20 protein-coding genes are annotated in these 23,864 nt (G+C 72.7%); 13 read left to right on the top strand and 7 right to left on the bottom strand.

Going from position 1 to position 23,864, the window contains the following annotated elements; genetic code table 11:
- Positions 1-252 precede the first annotated feature (252 nt).
- A complete protein-coding gene (locus tag AC5P1B_RS09820) occupies positions 253-924 on the bottom strand; it encodes a bifunctional DNA primase/polymerase (RefSeq protein ID WP_493886268.1) in 672 nt (223 codons plus the stop codon).
- A gap of 357 nt (positions 925-1,281) precedes the next feature.
- Here AC5P1B_RS09820 and AC5P1B_RS09815 point away from each other — a divergent pair, with 357 nt between their 5' ends.
- Together AC5P1B_RS09815 and AC5P1B_RS09810 are read left to right on the top strand one after the other, a co-directional pair.
- Positions 1,282-2,670: an NsdA family TPR-like regulatory protein gene (locus AC5P1B_RS09815; RefSeq protein ID WP_493886266.1), complete on the top strand. Its 1,389-nt coding sequence runs from the start codon at positions 1,282-1,284 to the stop codon at positions 2,668-2,670.
- Between the two features lie 425 nt (positions 2,671-3,095).
- Positions 3,096-4,868: a hypothetical protein gene (locus tag AC5P1B_RS09810; protein WP_493886265.1), complete on the top strand. Its 1,773-nt coding sequence runs from the start codon at positions 3,096-3,098 to the stop codon at positions 4,866-4,868.
- Positions 4,869-5,061: 193 nt separating this feature from the next.
- On the opposite strand, the gene AC5P1B_RS09805 is transcribed toward AC5P1B_RS09810, so the two are convergent.
- The gene (locus AC5P1B_RS09805; RefSeq protein ID WP_493886264.1) at positions 5,062-6,468 is read right to left on the bottom strand and encodes an ABC transporter substrate-binding protein; all 1,407 of its coding nucleotides are present in this window, start codon (positions 6,466-6,468) and stop codon (positions 5,062-5,064) included.
- 117 nt (positions 6,469-6,585) lie between these two features.
- Between AC5P1B_RS09805 and AC5P1B_RS09800 the strand changes: the two genes are divergently transcribed.
- On the top strand, positions 6,586-7,086 hold the full coding sequence (locus AC5P1B_RS09800; protein WP_493886580.1) for an SCO4402 family protein: 501 nt from the start codon (positions 6,586-6,588) through the stop codon (positions 7,084-7,086).
- A 126-nt stretch (positions 7,087-7,212) separates the two neighbouring features.
- Entirely contained in the window at positions 7,213-8,181 is a 969-nt protein-coding gene (gene purU / locus AC5P1B_RS09795) for a formyltetrahydrofolate deformylase (protein WP_493886263.1), read from the top strand.
- 115 nt (positions 8,182-8,296) lie between these two features.
- Here the strand turns inward: purU and AC5P1B_RS09790 are convergent, their stop codons facing one another.
- Both AC5P1B_RS09790 and AC5P1B_RS09785 read right to left on the bottom strand, forming a co-directional pair.
- Positions 8,297-9,838 (bottom strand): zf-HC2 domain-containing protein, encoded by a 1,542-nt coding sequence (locus tag AC5P1B_RS09790; RefSeq protein WP_493886261.1) that lies wholly within the window; start codon positions 9,836-9,838, stop codon positions 8,297-8,299.
- Complete coding sequence (locus AC5P1B_RS09785) at positions 9,835-10,413, bottom strand: RNA polymerase sigma factor (RefSeq protein WP_493886259.1); 579 nt, start codon at positions 10,411-10,413, stop codon at positions 9,835-9,837. Before AC5P1B_RS09785 ends, AC5P1B_RS09790 begins: the two co-directional genes overlap by 4 nt.
- Before the next feature lie 367 nt (positions 10,414-10,780).
- Between AC5P1B_RS09785 and AC5P1B_RS09780 the strand changes: the two genes are divergently transcribed.
- Positions 10,781-11,155 carry an STAS domain-containing protein gene (locus AC5P1B_RS09780; protein WP_493886257.1) on the top strand — a complete coding sequence of 125 codons (375 nt, stop codon included), beginning with the start codon at positions 10,781-10,783 and terminating at the stop codon, positions 11,153-11,155.
- 122 nt (positions 11,156-11,277) lie between these two features.
- On the opposite strand, the gene AC5P1B_RS09775 is transcribed toward AC5P1B_RS09780, so the two are convergent.
- Complete coding sequence (locus AC5P1B_RS09775; protein WP_493886256.1) at positions 11,278-12,798, bottom strand: sensor histidine kinase; 1,521 nt, start codon at positions 12,796-12,798, stop codon at positions 11,278-11,280.
- Positions 12,799-12,833: 35 nt separating this feature from the next.
- Positions 12,834-13,541: a response regulator gene (locus AC5P1B_RS09770; RefSeq protein ID WP_493886255.1), complete on the bottom strand. Its 708-nt coding sequence runs from the start codon at positions 13,539-13,541 to the stop codon at positions 12,834-12,836.
- A 437-nt stretch (positions 13,542-13,978) separates the two neighbouring features.
- On the opposite strand from AC5P1B_RS09770, the gene AC5P1B_RS09765 reads away from it, so the two are divergent.
- On the top strand, positions 13,979-14,659 hold the full coding sequence (locus AC5P1B_RS09765; protein WP_493886254.1) for a DUF4344 domain-containing metallopeptidase: 681 nt from the start codon (positions 13,979-13,981) through the stop codon (positions 14,657-14,659).
- Positions 14,660-14,750: 91 nt separating this feature from the next.
- On the opposite strand, the gene AC5P1B_RS09760 is transcribed toward AC5P1B_RS09765, so the two are convergent.
- Complete coding sequence (locus AC5P1B_RS09760) at positions 14,751-16,274, bottom strand: helix-turn-helix domain-containing protein (protein WP_493886253.1); 1,524 nt, start codon at positions 16,272-16,274, stop codon at positions 14,751-14,753.
- Between the two features lie 79 nt (positions 16,275-16,353).
- Here AC5P1B_RS09760 and AC5P1B_RS09755 point away from each other — a divergent pair, with 79 nt between their 5' ends.
- The 7 genes from AC5P1B_RS09755 to AC5P1B_RS09725 all read left to right on the top strand — a co-directional run bounded on the left by AC5P1B_RS09755 (position 16,354) and on the right by AC5P1B_RS09725 (position 23,755).
- Positions 16,354-17,682, top strand: a complete 1,329-nt coding sequence (locus AC5P1B_RS09755; RefSeq protein ID WP_493886252.1) for an alpha/beta fold hydrolase — start codon at positions 16,354-16,356, stop codon at positions 17,680-17,682.
- A 328-nt stretch (positions 17,683-18,010) separates the two neighbouring features.
- On the top strand, positions 18,011-18,634 hold the full coding sequence (locus tag AC5P1B_RS09750; RefSeq protein WP_493886251.1) for a spore-associated protein A: 624 nt from the start codon (positions 18,011-18,013) through the stop codon (positions 18,632-18,634).
- Between the two features lie 222 nt (positions 18,635-18,856).
- A complete protein-coding gene (locus tag AC5P1B_RS09745) occupies positions 18,857-20,215 on the top strand; it encodes a M64 family metallopeptidase (protein WP_493886250.1) in 1,359 nt (452 codons plus the stop codon).
- 255 nt (positions 20,216-20,470) lie between these two features.
- Positions 20,471-20,647, top strand: a complete 177-nt coding sequence (locus AC5P1B_RS09740) for a hypothetical protein (protein ID WP_493886249.1) — start codon at positions 20,471-20,473, stop codon at positions 20,645-20,647.
- A complete protein-coding gene (locus AC5P1B_RS09735) occupies positions 20,644-21,531 on the top strand; it encodes a hypothetical protein (protein WP_493886248.1) in 888 nt (295 codons plus the stop codon). The genes AC5P1B_RS09740 and AC5P1B_RS09735 overlap by 4 nt, the downstream gene beginning before the upstream one ends.
- Positions 21,528-22,466 (top strand): DUF6895 family protein, encoded by a 939-nt coding sequence (locus AC5P1B_RS09730; protein WP_493886247.1) that lies wholly within the window; start codon positions 21,528-21,530, stop codon positions 22,464-22,466. Before AC5P1B_RS09735 ends, AC5P1B_RS09730 begins: the two co-directional genes overlap by 4 nt.
- The gene (locus AC5P1B_RS09725) at positions 22,463-23,755 is read left to right on the top strand and encodes a serine hydrolase domain-containing protein (RefSeq protein WP_493886246.1); all 1,293 of its coding nucleotides are present in this window, start codon (positions 22,463-22,465) and stop codon (positions 23,753-23,755) included. The genes AC5P1B_RS09730 and AC5P1B_RS09725 overlap by 4 nt, the downstream gene beginning before the upstream one ends.
- Positions 23,756-23,864: the final 109 nt, after the last annotated feature.

Raw genomic sequence — 23,864 nt, 5'->3', positions numbered from 1 at the left:
CGCGGCCTGGGCCGCGGGAGCCGCATCCCGCGGGGTCTCGGCCCCGGTCGCCTCCGTCGCTCCACCGGGTGACTCCGCCGCCGCGCTGGCGCGCTCTGACTCCGCTGACACTGATGCCGCCCCTCTGATGTGACCGCGAGGGCCGGTCGTGCCCCCGCTGGCGGTCCAGCCTACGGGCGGTGCCGGGCACGGCTTCGCAAGCGCGTACGGGGCCCGGGAGGAGCGCGGCGGGGGACCGGGAGGCGGCCCCGCTCAGCGGAGGCGGGCCGCTGCCGCCTCCCGGCCGCAGGCGTAGGCCAGGGCGCTCATCAGCTCCTCCGCGTCGGGCAGCCAGCGGTTGGCGACGGTGGGCTGCCGTGCCCACTGGACGGAGCCGTGCGAGCCGAGGCGGGACGGCGGCGCCACCACGTAGTCGCCTTCGGCGCGCGTGACCATGTCCAGCGCCGCCGGCGGCCAGCCCAGCTTCCGTACGAGCTCGGGGGTCTTCGCGGCGCCGCCGGGCAGCACGAGGAACAGCATCCGGCGGTCGGGGGTGGAGGTGATGGGGCCCAGCGGCACGTTCATCCGCTCCATGCGGGCCAGCGCCAGGCAACCCGCCGACTCCGAGACGTCGATGGCGTCGAAGCTGCGCCCGGCGGGCAGCAGGATCGACGCCCGTGGCGTCTTGCTCCACATGCGGCGGGCGGCGACGGCGCTGCCCGTGGCCTGGTGCGCCCAGTCGGCGCGGGTCGGATGGGCTCCCGGCGATGGGCAGTCGGGCGCCTGGCACGAGCAGCGCTCGCCGCCCTCGACGGCTTCGAGCCAGGTGCCGGCGCAGATATCCCAATGGCGTTCCTCCGCGTACCGCACTGCCGCGTCGAGCAGCAGTTCACCGCGTTGCTTGGGGATCTGCGTGCTTACTGTGACGTCCAGAGTCTCTTCCACACTCAACTCAACCTTCCCCCGCCAGCAGGGGTTACGGGCCGCCGCCGGGTCCGGGGTGGAGCATCGTTACGGCACATGGGGCGCATGGGTGCATGGGCGGGGGCGCGCAGGGGACCGCCCAACTGTGAGCGGGTAGCCACCAACTGTGACGAAAGCTCGGGAAATCGGGCGTTCGCACCGCGAAGGACAGCCGTCGAGGGCACAGCGTCGTGTTCACGCAGAGTTACGTGTTTGAGGCCAGCCAGCACTGCATGTGACCAATACGGGCAAGTGCTGCATTCTCCGCATTTGCGCGGGCAATGATCACGAGGAACCGGCGTTCGTTGGGAACGCACAGCAGTAACAGGGGGTACAGCCATGGCCGCTAGGCCGCTCGCAGCGCGGCAGCCGAACGAACGACTGCAAGCGCTCATCCAGGAAGCCGCCTGCTCGAACGCCGGTTTGGCGCGCCGGGTCAACATGTGCGGAGCCGAGCACGGCCTGGATCTCCGCTACGACAAGACGTCCGTGGCCCGTTGGCTGCGCGGGCAGCAACCGCGCGGCAGGGCTCCCGCCATCATCGCCGAGGCGCTGGGCCGCAAGCTGGGGCGTACGGTCACGATCGACGAGATCGGCATGGCCAACGGCAAGAACCTCGCCTCGGGTGTGGGCCTGCAGTTCTCACCCACCGTCCTCGGCGCGATCGAGCAGGTCTGTGAGCTGTGGCGCAGCGACGTGGGGCGCCGCGATTTCCTGAGCGGCTCGACGGTCGCCGCCTCGGCGCTGGTCGAGCCCAGCCGGGACTGGCTGATCACCAGCGCCGATCCGCATGTCGCACGGGCCGCGGGCGCGCGGGTGGGCAGGGCCGATGTCGCCGCCGTCGAAGCGACCACGACCGCCCTCGTCGAACTCGACCACCGCTACGGAAGCGGCCACGTACGACCGGTCGTTGTCCACTATCTGAACAGTGTGGTCTCCGGTCTGCTCGCCGGTTCCTACCGCGAGGCCGTGGGCCGCGAGCTCTTCGCCGCCGTCGCCAGACTCACCGAACTCGCCGGGTACATGGCCGTCGACACCGGTCAGCCCGGCCTCGCCCAGCGTTACTACATCCAGGCGCTGCGGCTGGCGCAGGCCGCCGGGGACCGGGCGTACGGCGGCTACGTACTGGCGGCGAGCATGAGCCATCTCGCCGCCTCGCTCGGCAACCCGCGCGAGATCGCCCAGCTCGCACGGGCGGCTCAGGAGGGCGCGCGGGGACAGGTCACGCCGCGTGCGCGGGCGATGTTCCACGCGGCCGAGGCGCGCGGGCACGCGCTGCTCGGTGACGACAAGGCGTGCCAGACAGCGGTGGGAGAGGCCACGGCGGCGCTGGAACGCGCCGAGGCCACCCGGGAGTCCGGCGACGACCCGGTCTGGATTCAGCACTTCGACCACGCCTACCTCGCCGACGAACTCGCGCACTGCCACCGCGATCTGGGCCAGGGGCAGGCCGCCAAGGAGTCCGCCCAGGAAGCCCTCGCGGGCCATCCGGAGTCCCGCGCCAGACGCCGGGCGATCGGGCTGCTGCTGCTGGCCACGGGCCACGTGCAGCAGCGCGAGGTGGAGGAGGCGTGCCATACGGGGACGCGCGCGGTCGAGCTTCTCGGCGGGCTGCGCTCCAACCGGGGGGCGGAGTATCTGGACGATTTCCAGCAGCGGCTGGAGCCGTACAGGGACGAGCCGGTGGTCCGCGAGTTCGGCGCGCGTCTGGAGGTCGCCGCCGCGTAGCGGCTGTGCGGAGCTGCCCGGCACGGGGCGGGCGGCGGCTGCGGGGACGGTGAGGCGGCGGTGCGGAAACCGGGCCGGGCGGCGGAGTGGAGCCCAGGGGACTACGCCCTGACCTGCTGTCGTCACGCGCGGGGCGTTCACCCGGTAGCGTGACGGGCGGTTCCGTACTTTCGCATAGCTACGAGGAGTCCCCGGTGACGCAGAGCGGACAGGGAAATGAGCCGCAGCCCCCTGCGGTCCCGCCCGCCCATGAGGGTGTAGTCCTGCCCTCCGCTGGCCTCCGCCACGGTGGGGCGCAGGGTGACTCCTGGGACCCCGATCAGGCCACCCCGGCGGGCGGCCAGCCGTGGGGTGACCCCTGGGGGCCCAACGTGGCCCAGCCGCCGCAGGGTCCGCCGCCGCTGTCTCCTTCCGAGGAGACCCGGATGCTGATGCCGAGGGTGCCGGGGCACATGCTTCCCGACGCCGCGCCCGCCGGGTACCAGCCCGGCGCCGGGCAGGACTCCGAGGCGACGCAGCTCATCCCGCCGGTCGGCAGGGCGATATCCGGCATTCCGGCGTCCAGCGGGCCGATGCCGGGGCCGGGGCCGATGCCAGGTGGGCCCGGCCCGATACCTGGTGGGCCGCCGCCCACCGCCGCCCTGCCGCTGCCGCCCGAGGGCGCGCCCGCGACGAACGGACCGGAGTCCGGCCAGGGTCAGGGATACGGCCCGCAGGGCCACTCGCTGCCGCCGCAGGGCCAGCCCTTCCCGACTCCTCAGCCGCAGCAGGCGCAGCCGCACCACCAGCCGCATCAACAGCCCGAGCACCAGCAGCAGTCGGGATATCAGCAGCAGCCGGACTACCGGCAGCCTCCCGCGTCGCAGCACCAGCAGCCGCAGCACCAATGGCCGTACGAGTCACCGGCTCAACCGTCACAGCCGCTGCCGCAGCCCCCACAACACCAAGCACAGCACCAAGCGCAACACCAAGCACAACAGCAGTCGCAGCCTCAAGGGCAGCATCAGGCGCAACAGCAGGCCCACCAGCCGTACGAGCCTCAGGCGCCGCAGCCGCTACCCCAGGCTCAGCAGCCGCCTCAGCGTCAGCCGCAGCCTGAGCACCGACCGCGGCCCGAGTCGCCCTCCGAGTCGACCACGATGCTGCGCAGGCCGATCGCCGCGGACGGGCCGCCCCCGGCCGGTTACCAGCCGAGCGCCGCCGAGGAGACCCAGGTGCTCCCGGGCCCGGTCCCGGCGGGCGGGGGGCAGCCCTACGGCGGCCAGGCACCCGCGCCCCAGCCCAACGGCGCGCCCTTCGCCATCCGGCCGGGCGCGCCCGGCGAGCGCCAGCCGCCCGCGGAGTTCGACGGCTTGTTCCGTTCGGACTCGGCGGCCGAATCCCCGGAAGCCACCCAGCAGTTGCCGCTCTACGACGAGCGGGGCCCGGGCGCGCAGCCGCAGCCCCAGCCGCACCACAGCGGTGCGTACGGTCATGGAGGGCCCGCGTTCGGCCAGGGCCAGCCGCCCGGTTACGACCCGCAGGGCATGGCCTCACTGGATGGCGGTGGCGGCGGGCGTCGGCGTATGTCGCGCGGCGTCATCATCGGCATCGTCGTGGCCGTGTGTGCCGTCGCCGGTCTCGCCGCCGGTGCCGCGATGAGCCTGGGCGGTGACGACAAGAGCGACGACGAGGGCAAGAAGGACGTCACGGCCAGCGAGTCGCCGTCCGTCGAATCGAAGCCTCCGACGAAGGCGCCCGACCCGGCGGAGCCACAGGCCAAGGCGCTGGACACGCTGCTGAAGGACAGCAACAACAGCCGCTCCAGCGTGATCGCCGCGGTCAGCGACATCAGGTCCTGCAAGGCGCTGCCCAAGGCGGCGTCCGACCTGCGGGCCGCGGCGAGGCAGCGCGACGCGCTGGTGACCCGGCTGGGCCAGATCTCGGTGGACAAGCTGCCCCAGCACGAGCAGCTGACCAGCTCGCTGACCAAGGCGTGGAAGTCATCGGCGTCGGCGGACAGCCACTACGCGGCATGGGCCGACCAGGCCGGCAAGAAGAAGGGCTGCCACAAGGGCAAGGCGCGCAACACCGGGCAGACGGCTGCGGGCAACCGGGCCAGCGGCGAGGCCAGCGCGGCGAAGAAGCAGGCGGCCGCCCTGTGGAACCCGGTCGCCCAGAAGTACGGCCTGACGCAGCGCAAGGCCGACCAGCTCTGACCGCGGCTTCGGCCCCGCGGGGCTCCGGGCCCTGCGGCCAGCCCCTGGGGCAGCGAAGGGGTGCCCCGTCAGGGCCGCGGGGAACTGCGCGACCAGCCACGACGCACCCGCGGCCCGCGACGCACGGGCAGGGACTCCCCCAGCATGATCCGCCGGACGCGGATGAGCCGGACACGGCTCAACCCGACACAGCTCAGTCCCTCGCCTTGCGGTCGACCAGGGTCTTGGTGAGGTCGACGAAGCCCGGCCGTACGGCGACCAGCTCGCCGTTCGTGACCACCTGGTAGGTCACGTTCGCGTTCACGATGCGCGGGTAGTCCCGGACCGCCAGCAGGTCCTGGAACCGCCAGCTGAGCTTCGGAGTCAGGCCGCCGGTGTCCGTCTCGTGCCCGTGGTCGAGCGCGCGCCGTACCGAACCGGCACTGATGTCGTCGCTGTCCAGTGAGGTCAGGACGGAGCGGAGGACGGTGTAGGCGATCCACGTCGTCTGCGCGCCGGGGTCGGTGGCGTCGATGCGGTTGTCCTTGAACGCGTAGTCGCCGATGACCCGGTGCATGGGCTTCCAGCGGGGGTCCTCGGCGACCGGGTACCAGCCGGTGGCGTAGGTGCCCTCCAGGGCGCTGTCCTTGCCGCCGGTGCTGTCCACCAAGGACTGGCGCACGCTGCCGAGGATGGAGGCGATGCGCACCTGCGGGTTGTCCTCCTGCACGCGGCGGAAGGAGTCGAAGAAGGTGTTGGTGCGCTTACCGAGGGCCGCGGTGACACACGCGTGGTCCCGCTCACCCCCGGCCGTGCTGCTGTTCCCGGCCGTGCCGCCGCCCTCGGTCGTACTGCCGCCCTCGGTCGTACTGCCGTCCCCGACCGTGCCGCCGTCCACCGCCGTGCCGCCGGTCCCCGACGGGGTGGCGTGCACCCCGTCCAGCGCGCGCTGGGCCGCTCCGGTGTAGTCGCTGGCGTCCTCGGGCGCCCGTATGTCCACCGCCGGCTCGCGGCGGCTCTCGGTCAGCCCGGCATCGAGGAGATCGGGCAGTTCGTCGCCCGCTATCGTGTCGGGCCGTACGAGCGCGACGCGCTTGCAGACGCCCGCCAGCTGCCGTCCGTTGCCCGCGAGCAGCGACGCCTGGCCGCCGTTGACGGGGTACGAGAAGGGGCTGGTGAACTCCTCCTCGGACAGCCCGTAGCCGCCGATGAAGGGGATGCCCGCCGCTTCGAGCGGGGACATGAAGGACCGGCCGTGCTGGCTGTACGAGCCGACGACGGCGACGACCTTCTCCTCGGCGGCGCGCCGTGCGCAGTTCGCGGCCGTCACCGAGTCGTTGCGATCGTTGCAGGTCAGGACGCGCAGCTTGCGGCCGTTGATGCCGCCGTTGTCGTTGACCCAGCGGGCGTACGCCTGCGCCATGGCGGGCATGCCGGGCATATTGGTCGCCTTGGTGCCCTCGGGGGCCCAGGTCATCACGGTGATGGGCTCGCTCCGGGATTCCCCCGAGGACCCCGGGAACGAACCGCAGCCGACGAGCAGCAACGCTCCTGCCGCCGCACAAGCGGCCGCGACCGCGGTATTGGAGGGACGGGGGGAAGGACGTCGCCGACCGGTCATGGACACCGACCCTTGCGCCTTGCCAGTAACGCACGAGTGTTGTCGGGGTAACGGGCAGTGTCATGAAGGTGAATTACGGGGGGATGCGTACAGGAGTCCGTGCGGAACGTACGATCGATTACCGTGCAAGGTTCGGAGAAGTCTTCCCGTCGCGGCCGCCGCTCGACCACCATGGGCGCTATGCCGCTCAATGACATGCCGTGGTGGCGCTGGCGCACCAATGTGCGCTCGGCGCTGCACATGCTTTCCGACCCGTCCTTCCAGCAGAACTGCTGGCTGGCGGGCCATGACGGATACGGAGACGTTACCGACGCCGTGTACCGGCTGGTCGAGGACACCTGGCTGGACAACTGGTCGGCCGAGAAGTACGTCGGGACGATCTTCCGCGACTCGCAGGAGGCGGCGCTCGTCGATGTCGCCGTGCTGCGCGTACTGCGGATCATGCACCAGGTGGGTCCCGACGCCCCTGTCTCGGTGTACATGGACCACCACGGCTGGCCGGAGGCCGTCCGGGCCGCCCGCGAGGCGCATGTCCGGCTTGCCGCCAACGACGGCGAGGACCCGGACGTGCCACCGCGTTCCCTCCAGGCGCTGACCCAGCTGACGCACGCCGTGTGACGCCACGCGGCGTCGTGCCGGGCCGGATGACGTGCGCCGGATGGTGATCCGTGCTGCCCGGCGCCGCGGTCCCGAGGGCTGGTCGCAGGTCGGGCGCGGGCTGCGGGTGTGCGACGCTGTTGGGCTATGAACGACTCGCACCCCGCCGCGCCGCTCGCCGCCCCCGAGAGCTACGTCCTCACCCTGTCCTGCCCCGACAAACAGGGCATCGTGCACGCCGTGTCCAGCTTCCTCTTCATGACCGGCTGCAACATCGAGGACAGCCAGCAGTTCGGCGACCGCGACACGGGGCTGTTCTTCATGCGGGTCCACTTCACCGGTGAGTACAGGACTGGTGAGCACAGGACTGGTGAGTACCGGACGGGTGAGGACGCCGAGGGCGCGGGGGCCGAGGAGCGGCCCGCTCGGACGCCGGTCACCCTGGACAAGCTGCGCGCGAGTTTCGCCGCTGTGGGTGACTCCTTCCGGATGGACTGGCAGATCCACCGGGCCGACGAGAAGATGCGCGTCGTGCTGATGGTGAGCAAGTTCGGGCACTGCCTGAACGATCTGCTCTTCCGGTCGCGCATCGGCGCCCTGCCGGTCGAGATCGCCGCTGTCGTCTCCAACCACACGGACTTCGCCAAGCTGGTCGACTCGTACGGGGTTCCCTTCCACCACATCCCGGTGACCAGGGAGAACAAGCCCGAGGCGGAGGCGCGGCTGCGGGAACTCGTCCGGGCGGAGCAGGTCGAACTGGTGGTACTCGCGCGCTATATGCAGGTGCTGTCCGACGACCTGTGCAAGCAGCTGTCAGGGCGGATCATCAACATCCACCACTCGTTCCTGCCGAGCTTCAAGGGCGCCAAGCCGTATCACCAGGCGCACGCCCGGGGCGTGAAGCTGATCGGCGCGACCGCGCACTACGTGACCGCCGACCTCGACGAGGGCCCGATCATCGAGCAGGAGGTCGAGCGGGTCGGCCATCAGGTCACCCCCGACCAGCTGGTCGCCGTCGGCCGCGATGTGGAGTGCCAGGCGCTGGCCCGCGCGGTGAAGTGGCACAGCGAGCGCCGGGTGCTGCTGAACGGGCGCCGGACGGTCGTCTTCGCCTAGCCCCGGCTCGCCTGGCCCAGGCTCGCAGCCCCGCGCCTCACAACGCCCCGCGCCTCACAGAGCTCCGCACGGCACAGCCCCGCGCCTCGTCGTCGCGTGGCTCACGGCCGTGTGCTCACAGCCGGGACAGGGACGCCGTCGCGTACAGCACGTCGCGGATCGCCTCCGGATCGCCGAGCTGGCCCGCCGCCGCGTCCAGCGGTGGCACATGCCCGGCCACCAGCTGGTAGAACGCCTCCCGGTCCAGGGCGATATGGGCGACCTCCTCGTCCGGTGTGGCGATGGCGGCGGGCGAGTCGAGCGCGATGTACCAGTGCCCGCCGCCGTGGCCTTCGACCTCCAGATGCAGCGTCCGGCCCGGCGCCCCTGCCGCGCCCAGCCGTCGGGGCGGGCTCGCCAGCCCGGCCTGCCGGCGCTCGGCGAGCGCGCCGGGCAGCAGCCGGGCGCACAGGTCGATCATCGAGTTCAGGTGGGCGGCGGCCGGAGGGTCGTACGGGTAGTCCACGGCACCGGCGATGTCCCCGGCGTGCACCCAGCACTCGAAGGCGCGGTCCAGGAAGGAGTCGCGCAGCGGCAGGGCGAACTCGCCGTAGGGGACCGAGAGCTGGGCGAGGCCGTGGCCCGCGAACGACACGGTCCGCAGCAGCGCGTGGCCCTGGTCGCGCCAGGGAGTGCGGATCGCGCCCAGCGCGGGCCCTGCCCTGGCCCGTTCTCGTGGCTGCCGCTCGGGCGAGGGCCGCGCGGAGTGCCTCGGACGGGCGCGGTGAGTGGGGACGCCGCGCTGGGCGAGGCGCGTGACGTGGGCGTCCTCGTCGCGCCAGTACGCCGTGGTCCGCGCCTCCGGCGAGCTGGGGGCGTCCGCTCCGAGCGGGTCGGGCAGACCGATGGCGGTGGCGACGATGCCGTCGACGGCCAGCAGATGGCCGATCACTCCGGCGACGTCGGTCTCGCGCGACATGGCCTGCTTGCCGTCGAACCACTTGAGTCGCACCGGGGCACGCCACTCCGCCTCGCCCATGTCACGCAGCAGCGCGTCGAGGCGCGCGGTCTCCGCGTCGTACGGCGAGGCCCACTCGGGCACCGGGATGCGCGCCGGGCGGCGGCCGAGGCAGCCCTTGAGTACCCGGGAGCGGAGCATCGGGTCGAGATCGAGGTTCTCCTCGGCATGCAGCAGGCCGACCGCCCTGCGCAGCCGTAGCGCCTCTTCGGCGCAGGTGGGGCACTCGTTGAGGTGGCGCTCCACGGCGAGGGTTTCCTCATGCGAGCACGCGGCGAGTGCCCACGCGCCGAGCAGGGACTTGAGCACCTTGTGCGACGGGGCCAACGAGGAGGCGGGCGTGGACGCCTCACGCGGTGGCCGGTCCCGGTCGTCTTCCGGGCCTTCGGGGAGGCCGTTCACGCCGTGCGGTCCGTTCGCCTCGTTGGTGCCGTCGCCGCCGGGCGGCCTGGGTGGGCCGGGGCTGCCGTCGGGGCCGGTGGCGGGGGAGTGGTCGGTGGCGTCATCCACGGCTGCGGGCTCCTGCGGAGATGGCGCCGAGGCGGGCCAGTGGCCGCCGTCCTCGGCTGGGGCGCGTGGCGACGGTATGCGCGGCCGGCCGGCCGCGCCTGGGTCGCCGTCGTCCGGGCCGAGGCGGTCCGGCTCTCCGGGCCCGCTCACCTGGTCCGCCCGTAGCTCGGCGGCGCCACCGCGTGCGGGAGGTCGTTCGCTGTGGAGAGCAGTTGCAGTCCGAGCCGCAGCCGTCGCCTGGCCTCGTCCTCGGTGACTCCGAGGGCGGCCGCCGCTTGCCGGTAGTCGTGCCGGTCGCGGTACGCGAGCTCCAGGGCGGCGCGCAGCGGGGCGGGCATGGCGGTGACGATGTAGTCGGCGCGGGCGGCCGCCGAGGCGTTCTGGATTTTCTCCTCGACCTTCTCCGGGCTGTTCTCGGCGCCCGGGTCGCTGGAGGCGGTCTCCGACTGGCGCAGCCGGTGCACGGCCTGGCGGTGGGTGATCGAGGCGATCCAGGACCGCAGCGAGCCCTGCTTCGGGTCGTACGCGTCCGGGTTCTCCCAGACGTGCGCGAAGACTTCGCGCGTGATGCGGTCGGCGCCTTCCTCGTCGTTGAGGACGCGGTACGCGAGGTGATGCACGAGGGATGCGAAGCGGTCGTAGAGTTCGCCGAGGGCGGCGGCCTCCCCGCGGGCGAGGCGCTGTTGCATTTTGCGGTCCCAGCGGGGCGGTGCTTCGTGCGTCATACGACCCCCAGTTTCCCCGGTCCCTGTCCCCGTGCGTATGCCTACCGTCCCATCGAATGTAGTCCGGTGCGCTGACAACGGGCGTGTGTTTAGGGCAAGGTGCACTCCTTTTGTGGATGCGGATGGTATGGGGGCAGTCACTTTGGGACAGATTTCTGTGGTTGTTATCGATCGATCGTGCGCGAATACGTCTATGTGTTATCGCCGTGTGACCGGATTTATGGGGCTGACGTGCCGTAGCGGGGCATAGGGTCGGCAGAGTCGTTGGGTTCGGCTGGGTGTCCTGGGGTTTCGCGGGTTGGGGGCCGGGCAGCCGGTCCAGGAGTGAATAGTTCCGGTTAGCGGGCGAGCGAAGGGCTTCGAGCGCGTGACGTTGAAGGTGTTGGAGGTAGAGCAAGCGGGGTGGGCCGTGCTGCGGGTTTCCGGCGAGATGGACCTGGTCACCTCGCCCGCCGTAAGGCAGCACGTGCACGACGCCGTCGCGGAGGGCCGCCGAAGTCTTGTGCTCGACCTCGGCGACGTCAGATTCTGCGACTCCAGCGGTGTGGGCGTACTCATCGCCGCGCGCCGTCTGATGCGCTCCTGCTCCGGTCGGCTCCGGCTGATCCTGCCCGCCCAGGGCGCCGTGGACGGCTCCCACGTGAACCGGGTCCTGGCCGCACTGGGTGTGCGGCGTCTCTTCGAGGTCTACCCGGACCTCACCTCGGCGACCGACGAGGCCGCCGAACCGCTCTCCGCCTGACGCCGCCCGTCCGCGGCGCGCCCGTTCCCTGCTCCCCCCGTTCCCCGCTGGACGCTGCCCGGCAGCGGCCCATCCCTTCCCCGCGCCCGTTTCCCGGCCCCGTCCGCCGCGGCCGGACCTTGTCAGCCGCGCCACTCTCCGGCGAACGGGAAGTGCGCGCGTACGAGAAAGCCGCCGTCGTCCGTCCGGCCCGCGCTGAAGGTCCCACCGAGCAACTGCGCCCGCTCCCGCAGGCCGACCAGACCATGTCCGCCACCCGGCAGCTCGGGGGCCGGTGCCGCCGCGTCGGGCGGCCCGTTGCGTATCTCCACGCGCAGCCCCGGGGCCGCGCTGCCACCCGTGTCCGCGCCCCCGCTCGCTGCGTTCGCCGAGGCGCCGCCGGCACTCTTGGTCACGCCGGCGTCCGCGGCGGCGCCGAGCAGCGCCGGCTCCTCGCTGATCCGTACCCGCACCTGGGCGCCCGGCGCGTGCTTGCGCACGTTGGTCAGCGCCTCCTGCACCGTACGGAAGGCCGCGCGCTCGACCGCCTCGGGGCGCCGTGCCGCGTCACCCGGCTCGGGCGCCGCCTCGTGGCCGGGCGGGCAGCCGACTGGCGCCCCGTAGCCGTGCGTGTCCCCGCCCGCGTACGCGCGCCGGCGGGCAATCGCGTCTCCATCCCCGTACCCGTTCGCGTACTCGTACTCCACGTCGAGGGCGCTCACCTCGATCAGCCGGGGCAGGTCGGCCAGCCGAGGCTGCGGGGTCAGCTCCTCCGTGTCGCCGCCCGCCGCGCGCAGCACACCGACCATGTGGCGCAGCTCGTCGAGGGTGCGTACGGCCAGTTCGCGAACCGTGCGCGCGCCCTCGCGCGCGCACGCGTCCTCGGTGCTGACCTGCACCGCTCCGGCCTGGAGGCTGATCAGGCTGACCTGGTGGGCGACGACGTCGTGCATCTCGCGGGCGAGCCGCGCCCGCTCGGTGCCGACGACCCGTTCGGCCAGCAGCTGGTCGGCGTGCCGGCGGCTGCGGGTCAGGTCATCTACGCGGGAGGCCAGCTCGCCGCGCATGCGGACGAGGAGGCCCAGCGCGATCGGGGCGGTGGAGGTGACGAAGGAGTCGATGAGGGTGAGGGCGTTCTCCCGGTGGTCACTCAGGTCGAGGTCGGAGACCGGGTACGGCACGAAGTGCGCGGCGGCCAGCAGCAGCACCGCCACCGTGAGGACGGCACGGCCCGGGCGCCGCACAGCGACGGTGTAGATCGCGATCATGGGCGCGAACCAGATGTAGCCGATGAAGATCCCCGGCAGGGTGACCAGGAAGACCAGCAGCGGGAACCGGCGCCGCAGCGGCAGCGCGGCCGCCGCGACCAGCGAGACGTTCAGTTCCAGGCCGCGGGTGTCCCAGTTGACCAGCAGCGCGTCGGCGACCGCGAGGAGGACGGGCACGAAGAGTGTGACCCAGCGCGGCAGCCGGGAGACGCGCGAGGGGCGGGAGAACAGCGGGTAGCTCGCGTACGTCCCGCCGCCACCCGCGCTGGACGCCCCGTCCGCGCCCGCACCACCGCCCGCGCGGGGTGCGTCAGCCGTTGTCGCCGCGGGCACCGCCGTCTCGGCCGTCGCGGTCGCTGAGCCGTCCTCGGTGGCCCTGTCCTTGGCGGCCCCCATGACGGTCCAGCGCCCCGCGCGCGGGGAGCGCCCCGTCACGGCGAGCCGCCGGGTGGCGTGGACAGCGGGCGGGCGGAGCGGGAGCGGGGCGACCGGGAGCGGTCGGCGAGCAGGCCCGCCCGGTCGGCGAGGATCGCCGCCTGGACGCGGTTGAGACCGCCCAGCTTCACGAGTACCGCTCGCACATGGTCCTTGACGGTGCTCGGCGCCAGCCCCATCCGCTCGGCGATCTGCGGGTTGGCCAGGCCCTCGCCGAGCAGGGCCAGCACTTCGCGCTCGCGCGGCGTCAGGCCCTGCACGGCGGTGGACGCGGTGACCTCGGCCTCAGCGGCCAGGTAGCCGCCGATGACGGCGCCGGTGACGGCGGGGTCGAGCAGGCGCCCGCCGTCGGCGAGCGTGTGGACGGCCCGTACGAGCTGCTCCGGGTCGGTGTCCTTGAGCAGGAACCCGGCGGCGCCCTCGCGGAGCGCGGCCGTCAGGTACTCCTGCGCGTCGAAGGTCGTCAGCATGGCGACGGCCGGGGGGCGCGGCGCGGCGCGCAGCCGCCGCAGGACGGTCAGGCCGTCCAGGTCCGGCATCCGGATGTCGAGCAGGACGACGTCGGGGGCGGCGGCGCGCAGGGTCTCCACAGCGGCGGCGCCCGAACAGTCGGCGACGACCTCGATGTCGGGGGCGGTGCCAAGGATCATGCGGAGCCCCGACCGGACGAGTTGCTCGTCGTCCACCACCGCTACACGGATCACCGACCGGTTCCTCTTCTCTGCCCTGTGCGTCGTCTCGTCTGCCCTGCGCGTCGTCTCAGCCATGCGCGTCGTTTCTCTCATGGGCGCGCACCCGCCACCGTCGTGTGCGTCGCCCTGCTGTGCCGTGCACCAGCCTGCCGCATCGCAGGCCGAAATGGAGTGGTCAATTCCACCCGACCGGCGGGTATACCCCCGCCGGTCGGAGGGGGTAAGGAGGGACCACTGAAGGATTCCCCTGGCGGCCGCTGACCGGCACAGTTTCCCTCATGCTGCACCACCCCGCAGGGGTCCGCCCGGGCCTCGACCGCCGGCCTCGCCGCCGTGCCCTCGTGCGCACAGCGAGCGCCGTGGCCGCGTCCGGCGTCTGCGCCGGGCTGCTGACGGGGTGCAGCTCTGAGTCTCAGGCCGCCGCGCCCCCCACACGCGGCGGCCTGACAGTGACCCATGAGCCCGCCCGGAAGGCGGACGCGGACGAGCGCGCCTTCCTCACGCGGCAGCGGCTCGGCGAGAAGGTCGCCACGCGTCTCAACGCCCGTGTTCAGGTCCCCTCCTCCCTCAAGATCGTCGGCAGGTCGTGCGGCTCGCCGGACGCCACGTACGACGAGGGCACCGGCCGGGTGGAGCTGTGCTACGAGTTCGTGGACGAGGTGCGCGGCCTCTTCGAGGACGACGGTGCGGACGCCGAAGAGGCGGAAGCGAGGACGGCAGGGGTCGTGACCGAGACCCTGTACCACGAGGTCGCCCACGCGCTGATCGACAAGTTCGGTCTGCCGATCGTGGGTCGCGAGGAGGACGTGGCGGATCAGTTCGCCGCGTATTTCCTCATCCCCCAAGGCGTGGCTGGACACGAAGCGGTGCTCGCCGCCGCTGACAGCTACGCCCTCTATGCGGAGCAGACGGACGCGGAGGATCTCGACTTCTCCGACGAACATCTGCCCGACGCTGCGCGCTCGGCCAACTATCGCTGCTACGTCTACGGCTCGGACCCTGACCGGTTTGAGACCCTCGTCGATGGCGAGCAGCTCAGCGAGGAACGCGCTGAGCTGTGCGAGGACGAGTACGCAGACCTGCGGCGTGGCTGGTCCAGCCTGCTCGCGCCGCACCGGACCGGCCGCTGACCGGCCCCTGGCGGGGGGAGGGGCTGGTCCGCGGCGGGACACGCTGCGGGGCCCCGCGCTGGAACCGTGAGGCACGCGCTGACCACGCACCTCAGACCGACGGTTCCGCCGGCGCGGGCCCCAGCGTGGTGGTCCCGGGCGCCGCCCGGTGGCCGAGACCCGTCCGGTAGGCGTCCAGGGCCGCTTCGACGCGGCCTGTGCGCCGCAGCAGATCGCCCAGCAGGCGGCACAGGTCGGCGAGGTCTCCGGCCGCCCCCGTCCGCTCCAGCAGCGACAGGGCGGCACAGTAGTGCTCCTCCGCGGTCTCGGTGTCCCCGCGCTCCTCAGCGATCAGCCCGAGCAGCCGGTGCGCGCCGCCCGCGTGCACGGCGCCCCGCTCGGCGCTGAGCCCACCGGTGTGCGCGCCGGTGCGTGCGGCGGCGGGTGCGCCAGCAGGCGCGACAGTGGGCGTGCCAGTGGGTGCGGCAGGGCGTACGGGCTCGCTGTCCTGGGCGCGGGGGCCCGGTACGGGGGCCGTGGCCGCGTCAGCGGGTGGCGCGCCGAGCGGCGTGAGCAGGGGACGCAGCAGTTCCTCGGCTTCGGCGGCCTTGCCGCGTCTGCGCAGCACGTCGGCCAGCTCCACCTCCACCTGCACCGTGAACAGCGCGGCGCGCTTGGAGGCCAGCATGTCCCGCGCGGTGCGCAGTTCCTTCTCGGCGCGGTCCAGGTCGCCGTCCTGCGCGTGGACGTAGCCGCGCATCCAGTGGCAGTGCGCGAGGTCGGTGTGGATGCGCAGCTGCTGGTACAGCTCCTGCGCCTTGGCCAGCGACGCGTCGGCTTCGGCGGTGCGTCCCTCGGCGATGAGGGTGCGGGCGACGCCGCGGTGCATTCCGGCGACCAGGGCCGGGTCGCGCACGCGCGGGGCCAGCGCGAGCGCCAGCTCGGCGGCGTGGGCCGCCCGCGCGTGGGCGCCCATGTCCATGTACGGGGCGATGGAGGCGGTGTACAGCAGCAGCAGGGCGTCGGGGTCGGGCAGCCCGGTGGCGTTCAGTTCGTCGAGGGCGCTTTCCAGCAGGTAGCAGGCGTAGCGCAGTTCTCCGGCGAGGAGATGTGCGGTGGCACGGCCCCGGATGGCCGGGACCCGGCGCGGCAGCGGGTCCGTGGCGAGCAGCCGTTCGGCTTCTTCGAAGTGGTCGAGCGCGCACGGCAGTTCGCCGGTTTCGAGGGCGCAGTCGCCGAGCCCGAGCCGGGCGGTGGCCTGTTCGGCGGTGAGGTCGAGCTCGGCGGCCTGGCCGAGGAGGGCGGTGAAGGTGCGGGCGGCGTCGTCGGCGGCGCCGGTCTCCAGGGCCTGCCGGGCGTCGGTGAGGCGCATCCGCAGTTCGGTGGCGGCGTGCGGCGGGCGCCCCGTGGTCAGCTCCTCCGGGCTGGTGCCCAGCCGCTGGGCGAGGTGCCGCAGGGCGGTTTCCGAGGGCCTGACCTTGCCCGATTCCAGGGTGGAGACGTAGGCGGGGCTGTAAGCGGGCTCGGCCAGCTGCCGTTGGGTGAGGCCGCGCGCTGTCCGCAGCCGCAGCACGCGCCGCCCGATCGCTCTCGGGTCGCCCGGGTGACCCGCGTCGCCCGCGCTCTTGTCCGCCACCGTGCCCTCTTCTCCCCGCGGGTAGGTTTATCGCGGAGCTAAATACATTTATCTAGTTCATTTACGTGAGGATGGAAAGATGCCGAACGCGATCGATCCGGACACGATGGTCCGCCAGCCAGGACTCGTCCTCACCGATCATGTCTTCGACGTTCCGCTCGACCATACGGCCCCCGGCGGGGAACAGATCCAGCTGTACGCCCGAGAGGTCGTCGCCGCCGACAAGTACGGCGCCCGCGACGGGCTGCCGTGGCTGCTGTACCTCCAGGGCGGGCCCGGCTGCGCCGCCGACCGGCCCGTCGGCCGCGGCGGCTGGCTCGACGGGGCGCTCGACGAGTTCCGGGTGCTCCTCCTCGACCAGCGCGGCACCGGCCGTTCCACCCCCGCCAACCGGCAGACCCTGCCCCTGCGCGGCACCCCGGCCGAGCAGGCCGGATACCTGGCGCACTTCCGTGCTGTGGAGATCGTCAAGGACTGCGAGCTGGTACGCGGGCGGCTGCTCGGCGACCGGCCCTGGACCGTTCTCGGGCAGAGCTTCGGCGGCTTCTGCGCGGTCAGCTACCTCTCGTACGCGCCCGAAGGGCTCGCCACCGTCCTCATCACCGGCGGGCTCCCCTCGCTCGACGCGGACGCCGACACGGTCTACCGCGCCGCCTATCCGCGCATGGAACACAAGTCGCTGCGGCACTACGCCCGTTACCCCGGCGACCTGGCCAACGCCGCCCGGATCGCCGATCACCTCGCCACCCATGAAGAGGTGCTGCCCGACGGGACGACGCTGACACCTGAGGCGTTCCAGCAGCTCGGCATCCTGCTCGGCACCGGCGACGGCTCGCACCGGCTGCACTACCTGCTGGAGAGCGCCTTCGTGCCGACCGCCCAGGGGCCCCGGCTCAGCGACGAGTTCGGCGAGCGCGCCGCCGCCGTTTTCAGCCGTGCCGCCAACCCGCTCTACGCCCTGCTGCACGAGTCCATCTACGCGCGGGGCGGCCGCGCCACCGACTGGGCCGCCCACCGCGTGCGTGCCGAGTTCCCGCAGTTCGACGCGGGGAAGGCGGTCGCCGACGGGGGCCCGGTGCTGTTCACAGGGGAGACCGTGCACCCGTGGATGCTGGACACCCATCCCGCGCTGCGCCCCCTGCGCGAGACGGCGCACCTGCTCGCCGAACGCACCGGGTGGGGCCCGCTCTACGACACCGGCCAGCTCGCCCGCAACACCGTGCCCGTGGCGGCCATGGTCTACCACGACGACCTGTACGTGGAGACCTCCCACTCGCTGCGCACGGCGCGCTCCATCCGGGGCCTGCGGACCTGGGTGACCGACGAGTACGAGCACGACGGGGTGCGGGCCGGCGGCCGGGTGGTGTTCGACCGGCTGCTGCGGCTCGTACGCGACGAGGCGGCGTAGGCGCGGCGGGGGCGTGGCGGGAGCAGACGCGGAAGCGGAAGCGGAACGATGGGGAGGGGGCGGCGGGAAGGGGCGCTGCGGGCCGGAGGGGCAGGCGGCGCGTGGGGCGTACAAGAGGCGGGCAAGGGCGGGCGCGAGGGGCGCGGGGAAAGCGGCGGGCGCCGGGAAAACCGGACACATGGCGGACATCGCTCAACTCCTTTGTAAACAAAGGGAGTCAGGGATCTGACATCTCGGATGTGTGCCGGATGAGCCACAACCGCCACCCCGGTGCGGCTGTCAACTGCGGTGACGGGACTCACCCGCGATCCCCCCGCACGGAGGAACCATGCAGCTTTCGAAGCGCGCCACGAACGCGTTCGCTGTCGTCGTCACGGGCGCCTGTGTCGCCCTCACCGCACCGCAGGCGTCGGCTACCGTCACCCGGCCCGTTCCCGCCTCCGGCTACACCTCCACATCCGCTTCGCCCTCCACCTCCGTCACGACCTCAATGACCCCCACGACCCCCGCGTCCCCCACCACCTCTTCCGCCGCATCCCCCTCCCCGTCCCCCGCTTCTTCCCCCTCCGTCTCTCCCGCCGCCGATCGCCCGGCCAAGGAGCCGGCCGCCGCCCCGGCGAGGGCCGCGTACAACGGCGTCTGCGGCGGCGGCTACAAGGTCGTCAACTCCGCCCGGGTGGGCGACTCGGGCACGGCCTTCCTCACGTACAACAGCGGCACCGCAAAGAACTGTGTGGTCACCATCCGCGACACCCCCGGTGAGCCGGTCCTCGTGGAGGCCGATCTGCGGGAGGTCGCCGGGGACGGCAGCCCGTCCTTCGACTCCGGGCACTACCGCGCGTACGCCGGGCCGGTGTACCGCTACGGCAAGGGGCTGTGCGTGAACTGGGGCGGTCGGATCGCCGGTGAACACGGCGGGAAGCACGGCACGAACTGCGGCACGCTCCGCTAGCCCGCTCTTCCCGCCAACTGCCCACTCCCGCCACGCCGGGGTCCGTCGGCCGCCGCCACGGGCCCCGGCGTCGCGTGGTCTCGCGACGGTGCGTACAACACCGCCGCTACTTCCGTCACTTCCTCTCGAACCATTGTCTGATGTCTCTCCCGCCTCTACGTTGAGCGGCAACTTAATCCGGCTTAACTCGCCGCTTACACATCCGGCTTCGGGAGACCAGCCATGTCCAGACGTGTCCGTATACGTATCCGTACCGCCGCGATAGCCGGCGGCGTAGCCGTCGCCGCGGTGCTCACCGGCACCGCGACGGCGGTGGGCGGTGACGCCGACGAGCCCCGCTCCGCATCCGCCGCCCCGGCCGCCGACGGTACGGAACGCGTCCACGAGGTCGAGTACTTCACCGGCCCGAACGGCCACCCCCGGCACACCACCGTCCCCGTCTCCACCCCCGACCACATCGCCCGCGCCGCCCGCCCGCTCTCCCCCGCCGAGGTGGCCGGGGACGGGGACGTGACACCGCTGGTCGAGAACGGCTCGACGGCCGACAAGCTCGACGTCGTCGTGATCGGCGACGGCTACACCGCCGCCCAGCAGGAGGACTTCCACGCCGACGCGCGCTCGAAGTGGAAGCAGATCGCCGCGGTCGAGCCGTACACGTCCTACCCCGGCCTCTTCAACGTCTGGGCGGTGGACGCCGTCTCCAACCAGTCCGGCGTCTCCGGCGATCCGGCGCAGTCCACCGTCAAGGACACCGCGCTGAAGTCGTACTTCTGGTGTGGCGGTATGGAGCGGCTGCTGTGTGTAGACACCGGCAAGGTCGAGTCGTACGCGGCCAAGGCGCCCGCCGCCGACCTGGTCATCGTGCTCAGCAACTCGGCGAAGTACGGCGGCGCCGGTTACAACGACGTCACCTCGAAGCCCGGCTACGACGGCATCGCCACCGCCTCGTCCGACCACGCCGACTCCGACCAGGTCGCCGTCCACGAGACGGGACACTCGCTCGGCAAGCTCGCCGACGAGTACACCTACGGCGAGGAGGGCACGTACACCGGCCCCGAGCCCACCGCGGTGAACATCAGCAAGCTGAGCGCGAAGGACATGGCCGCCCAGCGGAAGAAGTGGCACCGCTGGCTCGGCCAGGCGTCGCCGGACGGCGGCACGGTCGGGGCGTACGAGGGGGGCGGGTACTACGAGCGCGGTCTCAACCGGCCCACCGAGAACTCGATCATGCGGAAGCTCGGCCGCGAGTTCAATCTCCCCGGCCGGGAGGCGATGATCGCGGGCTTCTACCGGCACGCGCGCGTGCTCGCCAGTACGACCCCCACGGACAAGTCCCTGTCGAGGACGGCCCGGGTGAGCGTCGATGTGCCGGATTCGGCGTCGATCCGCTGGTACGCGGACGGGCGCGAGGTGAAGGCGGCCAGGGACCGGGCGTCGGTCACCCCCAAGTCGCTTGGCATCAGGGCCGATGGGCGCAAGCACACGGTCACCGCGCGGGCGAGTGACGGCACCACCGCGGTGCTGGACCCCGCACTGCGCAAGTTCCTCAAGGGCAGCCGCACTTGGCGGGTCGCCGGCTGACCGGCTGCCTGGCTCTCACGCGCCGGGGCTCCGGCGCGTGAGCAAGGTGCGCCCAACAGGGCGCCCAGCGGGGCCGGCAACAGGGCGGGAGCTGATCCGGGATTCAATTGAATCCTCAGATGCTCACCCGGGCAGGTCCGTTGCCGTCCGGAGCGGGATTTCTGTCGAGGGGCATATCGCCACGAAGGGGTGTAAATTCGGATCTTAGTGAGCATCTCCGGCAACGGCGATGAGTCTATTTGAGGAGGCAAACACATGCTTGCTCAGAACACAGAACCGCTCCTCGTGTCGCGCACCGACGAGGAGGCCGTCGGCTACCTGATGGTGGAACCGGAAGCGCCACTCAGCGACGCCCCGCTGTACGCCCCGCAGGCAGCGGGCAAGCTGCTTCTCGGCCTCCTGCTGTCGCCGAAGGAGCCGAAGGACAAGTGAGCCCTGATCGGCCGCAGACGGCCTATGCCGCCTCGGCGGCCGACCTGGCAAGCCGTGTCCTCGACGCCCTACGGGGTGTCGGGGGCACGGCCCTGGTCGCCGAGCACGTCGAGGACGCCGACGACCCCAAGGCGGCCCTTGCCGCCATCCGGGTCGTAGGAGCCGACCTCTTCGCCCCGTACCTTCTCACCGGTACCCCCTTCTCCCCGCAGGACGCGGCGGCCATCGCCATGTCCTTCACCGTCTTCCCACCCGCCGTCGGCCCGCCGCAGCCGCCACCCGCCGGCCCCGCGGAGCCCTGGGTCGTCGCCTGGCGCGACTGGGCCTTGGCGGACCTGCTCGGCCGGTTCGCACCGGAGGAAGCCGCGCAGGTCAGCGCGGAGCAACCTATCGGGGCGCCGGTGCTGTCCGATGAGCGGCTGCGCGCCGCGTACCCGGCGGACGGCGCCTCAGTGACCGAAGGCGTACGCGTCACCGAAGGCTCGTCCGCCGCCGACCGGCTGCACGCCACCGACAGTTCCTACGTCGCCGACGCCCCGGCGGACGGCGCCGAGGCCGCCGGTCTGGACTGGCAGCGCTGGTCGGTCCGCATGGGGCAGCTCTCGCCGCTGGCCCTGCCGGGACTCCAAGGTCCCGTGCACGCGGCGGCACGCGAGGAACCGCTGGCCCTGGCGCGCGGCGCGACCCGCGCCATGCTGCGCCGCGACTACCCGACCGCCACCCGCATCGTGCGCTGGCTGGCGCTGTTGCAGGCCGAGGGCGTACGGACCTTCCTGGAGCTTCCGCCGCTGGTGGAACACCTGGGGCTGCTCGGCAGCAGCGGCCCACGGCTCGCCCTGGATCTCGCCATCACCCGCCACCTGACCGGACTGGAGGCCGCATGACAGCAACAGCGACCCAGACCGCCCACCGCGTCACGTCCAAGGCGCTCGCATGGCTGCACACCCACCACGAGCGTGGCGGCCTGCCAGAGGGCACGACGGCCGAGCTCGGCGACCCGGACAGCGTGTACAAGCCGCTGGGCGAGACGGCGCTGGCCGCGACGCTCGTGCTGCGCGAGTCGGCCGCGGGCACCGCCGAGTTGCGCATCGCCCGCGAGCTGCTCGACTACTGCTGGCGGCAGTTCAGCCAGGGCGACATGCTCTACGAGCGGCTGCTGCGGTACCCGATGATGAGCGACCCGCTGGAGACGTACTCGCACTTCACGCTCAACGGGTACCGGCACGAGCCGCTGGAGCGGCTCATACGGCACACCACAGGGCTGCGGTCGGTCCGCGGCATCGAGCAGCACCCCAACCGCAAGCTCGGCGTCGCCAACGCCGCCCGCATCGCCGGTCTCGACGAGGAGGGACTCGCCTACGACTGGGAGAGGCTGACCAGCACCACCTGGCTGTCCGGCATCCCGGAGCCCTGGTGCATCGACTGGATGACCGGTTACTGCATGACCCATACGGTTTTCCACCTCACCGACTGGGCCGCCCAGCCGACCGGCCTGCCGACCGAGCTGACCGAGTACATCAGTACCTGGCTGCCGGTATGGATAGACATCTGGGCCGAGGTCGAACAGTGGGATCTGGTAGCCGAGTTGATGATCGTCGGCTCCTGCCTCGAACGCCCGTACTGCGACGTGGCGGACTGGGAACTCCTCGCCCGCGTCCAGCACGACGACGGTCTGCTGCCGCGCGACGGCGAGCCGGTCGCCGAAGACCTCGACCAGCGCTTCCACGACCACCAGCACACGGCGGTGGTCGCGGCGGTGGCGGGCACCCTCGCGGTCTCCCGCACGCTGGGCGGAGCGGCCCCGGCGGCCCAGCGGTGAGGCGCGCGGGCCGCGGCGGACCGGCGCCGGGCCCCGAGGGGGCGGGCGGGACCGGGCCGGGCCCCGCCGGCACCCACGCCGAGCGGGCCGAGCCCGGTCGGCGGACCGGGCGCGGCGGGCAGGCCGGGCGGCAGCGCCGGGACGCACCGGGCACAGCGACCGCACGGGGCGCGCGGGGCAGGCCACGGCAGCCGCCCGCGCCCGTAGGGGCCGAACCCGCCTGGGCGACGCAGGCGCTGGTACCGCTGCTGCGGGCCTCCCCGGGGGCCAGCGGTGTCGCGGTGGCCGCACGCCGCAGGGAGGACCGGGTCTTCCTCGCGGACGGGCGCACCGCCCGGGACGGCGGGCACCCGGTGGACGCCGACACCCGCTTCGAGATCGGCTCGCTGACCAAGACCTTCACCGCGCTGCTGCTCGCCGAGATGGTGGCGCGCGGCGAGGTGCACTACGAGGACCCTGTCACCCGCTTCCTGCCGCGCGTCGCCTCCCCGTACACCCGCGGCGGCCCGGTGACCCTGCTGCATCTGGCCACGCACACCTCCGGGCTGCCCCGGCTCCCGCCGGGCTTCGCGCTACGGTCGATGCCGGGGTGGCTGGCCAACCCGTACGCCGCCTTCCACACCGAGGACCTGCTGGCCGCCCTCGGGCGCACCCACACCCGGGTCCGCCCCGGCACCCGGTTCCACTACTCCAACTTCGGCGTCGGACTGCTCGGCCACCTGCTGGCGCGGGCCGCCGGGCCCGGCCACGGCCTCTACGGTGACTACGGCCAGCTCCTCGCCACCCGCGTGCTCCGCCCGCTGGGCCTGCGCCGCACCAGCTGCGCGCCCGACCTCCCGCAGGCCACCGGCTACTGGCACGGCCGGGCCAGGCCCAGCTGGGAGATCCCCGGCCTGCCCGGAGCGGGAGCGGTGCGGTCCTCCACCCGCGACATGCTGACCCTGCTCGACCTGCTGGCCGACCCGGAATCGGCCCCGGTCGCCGTCCCGGCCCGGTTGCGTGCGGCGCTCGCCGACGTCACCCGGCCCCGCCTGGTCGTGCCCCGCGGTACGAGCCGCCTCGCGCTGGTCTGGAACATCCGTCCCCGCCCCGGCCACGACCTCTACCACCACTCGGGCGGCACCCGGGGGTTCACCGCCTTCGCCGGGTTCAGCCCGCAGGCGGACGTCTCCCTGGTCGCGCTGGCCAACCGGTCGCCGGCGCTGAGCGGGGCGTTCATCCAGGCCGCGTACAGCGCTCTGCGGGCGCTGGCGGCGGAGTCGGTGGCGGACCGCACGGCCGGGCCGTGACCGGGAGGCCCCCGTGTCCGGGTACGAGCGGGCGCGCGATCGGCCACCGGGACCGCGCGCTGACCTGGAGCTGTGGTGACGTGGCGCTGCTGTGACGTGGCGCCGCCAC

This window comes from Streptomyces sp. A01, assembly GCF_059026195.1.
This window is presented reverse-complemented; position numbering and strand designations above follow the sequence as displayed.